The organism is Anabaena sp. UHCC 0253 (assembly GCF_009712085.1).
GTDB lineage: Bacteria > Cyanobacteriota > Cyanobacteriia > Cyanobacteriales > Nostocaceae > Dolichospermum.
The window spans coordinates 459468-462734 of sequence record NZ_VILD01000005.1; the positions used below are offsets into that span (position 1 = coordinate 459468).

The following is a 3267-nucleotide window of genomic DNA, read 5'->3' on the forward strand; positions in this document are numbered from 1 at the left end:
GAAGAAACCTACAACATCGTTGCTGCTCACGGTTACTTCGGTCGCTTTAATCTTTCCAATACGCTTCTTTCAACAACAGCCGTCAACTTCACTTCTTCCTAGCTGCTTGGCCTGTCATCGGTATCTGGTTCACCGCTTTAGGTGTCAGCACCATGGCTTTCAACTTGAACGGCTTCAACTTCAACCAATCCATCATTGATTCTCAAGGTCGCGTCATCGGTACTTGGGCTGACGTAATCAACCGCGCTAACTTAGGTATGGAAGTAATGCACGAGCGTAACGCTCACAACTTCCCTCTAGACTTGGCTGCTGCTGATGTTGCTCCTGTAGCTTTAACTGCTCCTGCTATCAACGGTTAATAACTAGAGTCTAGTTAAATTAAAAACGCTCTCCTTCCGGGGGGCGTTTTTTTGTTTTCACCTCTCACATTCTCGTTTAGTCACATAATGCCGATAGCGAAACATAGCTTCTAGCTGTGCTTGTATTAACCAACCACTAATAAATTCCACTCCATCACCACCAGGAATGGAATAGGTAACATTATCGGTTAATCTAGTTCTAGTTTTTCCTTCTTCTTCTGTAAACTCATGACGATGTACCCAAGACTCAAAAGGTCCAGATATTTGTTCATCTGTAAACAGACGATATTTTTCATAGTCTGTGTGACGTGCTAACCAAGTTAAGGGTAAAATACCCAGAAAAAGCCGAAATTCCGTCATCGCTCCTGCTCCTAGTCCTCCTTCACGGCGGATAACTTGTACAGGTTGCCAAGGAGGTGTTAGTAGTTGCAGTATGTCCGGTCTTTCGTGGAATTTCCAAACTATCTCTACTGGTGCGTTAATGATTGAAGAATGTTTAAAGTGCAACATAGACAGAAAAACGTGACGTACTCCTACACTGATGCAAGCATAAAGTATAGGCTTCTCAGTGACTCTTCTATGAAGACATTAACTGAGCTTTGTTTTAAGTCCACGAGAAGCCCCTCCGCAGACTATGTAATTCTTACCTTGTACCCTACAAATTTTACTGTCCTGGATGAGGTGCTGGCTTATTCGCGCTATAGGACAAACCCGAAGGAGACTTGTATTAATCAAGATGTGCCTACTTGCTTCTATGCTGTGCAACGGAGTCGCTTACCAATAATCGCAATGCTATTGGGCAGAGGCTTATCAGACACCAATACGGGTGAAGTTTACCACGCTTATTATAGCAAATTATGAAATATTTGGTAAAATATACAAATTTCTATGAAAAAGATGAAAATTCAGAGTTATGCTGGTTATTAAGGGGAATAAACCCACTATAACGAGGCTATGCACCCGCATCCTCATCGAGCGATCGCCATTTGGAAGATAAAAAACATTTTTATGAATTTTTTTTAATTTACCCGCCTAGATATCAATTTGTTATGCAATAATGGGAAATGAGACGTAATTCGGCGACCACGTTTGTTTTTAGTATTGATAGGCTTTTTACCTTTGGTATTTACAGACTTTTCTCCGAAATCTAAATCTCTACACTCCTATGATTTTGGAACTAATCTATGTCAATTTATGTAGGCAACCTCTCATACGAAGTTACCCAAGATGCTCTGAGCGCAGTTTTTGCAGAATATGGTACTGTAAAGCGCGTTCAATTACCTACTGACCGTGAAACAGGCAAAATGCGTGGTTTCGGTTTTGTAGAAATGGATTCAGATGCAGAAGAAGAAAAAGCTATTGAAGCCCTTGATGGTGCTGAATGGATGGGACGTGACTTGAAAGTAAACAAAGCTAAACCTAAAGAAGATCGTGGTTCTTTTGGTGGTGGAAACCGTGGCGGCGGTGGTGGAAACTTCCGCAATAACCGCTACTAAAATTAAATAAACTTAAAATAGACAATTAGGCGCTTCTAAGATAATTTAAGTTTAGCTAACAAATATTCATCTCATTACTTCCTTTTTCGGGAGGTGATGAGATGACTTTTTATATCAGATGGTATAGCCGTCGGAATTAGCAGATTTGCAGAGAAAAAATATCCTCCCAAAGAGGTATTTTGGCAAATTGGCACAAGTTATAAGTAAAAATAATCATAATAATAGGGCAGCACTTGCCAGCATGATTAGTCATAAAATGTTACTTTGGGAAACTATAACTTAGTTACATTTCCCTGCATTTACTTATGCCTTATCTTACTGCTGCTGGGGAAATTTCTTCCCTAATTACTGAATATACTCAAGCTAAAATCTTGTGGATAGATACAGAAGTTGCTGATTATCAAAGTCGTTATCCTCGATTATCACTAATTCAAGTATTGAATAATCCTGAAGATATGACTGGTAATAGGGTTTATTTGTTAGATGTTCTGGATCAGCCAGATTTAATTGCTGATTTTGTTGAGAGGATTATGACTAATGATGCTATTGAAAAAGTTTTTCATAATGCTCGTTATGATGTGAAATTTTTAGGAGGTAAAAAGGCTAAAAATATTACCTGTACCTTAGAAAAAGCTAAAAAAATTCCTGCATATCTCCTGCCATTACCTAATTATCAACTTAAAACTTTAGCTACTGAACTTTGTCATTTTCATAATATTGACAAAAAAGAACAAAATAGTGATTGGGGGAAAAGACCATTAAGTGAAGAACAGATAGAATATGCTTATTTTGATTGTATTTACCTAGCCCAAGTATATTTACAGTTATTGGCATTAGAGACAAAATTGAACATAGATCCAAGTCAGGAAGATTTAAGTTTATTGACTGCTAGATATATAGAAATTGAACAGCAACAAAAAATACTGAAATCAGAATTTGAGCATTTACAAGAACGGGTTAAAAAAGCGATGTTAGCACAAAATATTTCCGAAACATCATCTTGTAAACTTAGTAGTTATGAACGAAAAATCATCAAAACTCAGTTTCAAGAATTGATGAATTTAGTGGAAATCCAAGGTATTGATTTAGATTTTACAATTACTTTAACCGAAGATGTACGGAAAAATTTAGGGGATAATCTGGAAAAATTAACTGTAAATGTTGATCAAAATACTTACTGGAAAATAACTCCGAATCATCAAGAATCTGAGGAAGATTAATGGTAAAAGATAAATCCTGATCAAATCTGTAAATTATTTTTGATTATAGTGATGCTGGTATTCAAAATTTTATAAAACTGATAGCAAAATTAACAGAAATTTTCAGAAAATTTTAGTAATTTTATAGATATAGGAATCCTATTTGATTTTTTTAACATATACGGATTTTAGTAGGCATTTTCCAGAAATCAT

3 protein-coding genes and 1 pseudogene are annotated in these 3267 nt (G+C 36.5%); 3 read left to right on the forward strand and 1 reads right to left on the reverse strand.

The features are described 5' to 3' along the window. Positions 1 to 359: pseudogene (locus FJR38_RS16410) on the forward strand (photosystem II q(b) protein); the annotation flags it as partial. A gap of 57 nt (positions 360 to 416) precedes the next feature. Here FJR38_RS16410 and FJR38_RS16415 read toward each other — a convergent pair. Then, the gene (locus FJR38_RS16415; protein WP_168538165.1) at positions 417 to 869 is read right to left on the reverse strand and encodes an SRPBCC family protein; all 453 of its coding nucleotides are present in this window, start codon (positions 867 to 869) and stop codon (positions 417 to 419) included. 674 nt (positions 870 to 1543) lie between these two features. On the opposite strand from FJR38_RS16415, the gene FJR38_RS16420 reads away from it, so the two are divergent. Both FJR38_RS16420 and FJR38_RS16425 read left to right on the forward strand, forming a co-directional pair. Then, a complete protein-coding gene (locus FJR38_RS16420; RefSeq protein ID WP_168497319.1) occupies positions 1544 to 1855 on the forward strand; it encodes an RNA-binding protein in 312 nt (103 codons plus the stop codon). 305 nt (positions 1856 to 2160) lie between these two features. Next, entirely contained in the window at positions 2161 to 3075 is a 915-nt protein-coding gene (locus tag FJR38_RS16425; protein WP_168538167.1) for a ribonuclease D, read from the forward strand. The last annotated feature ends 192 nt before the right edge of the window (positions 3076 to 3267 follow it).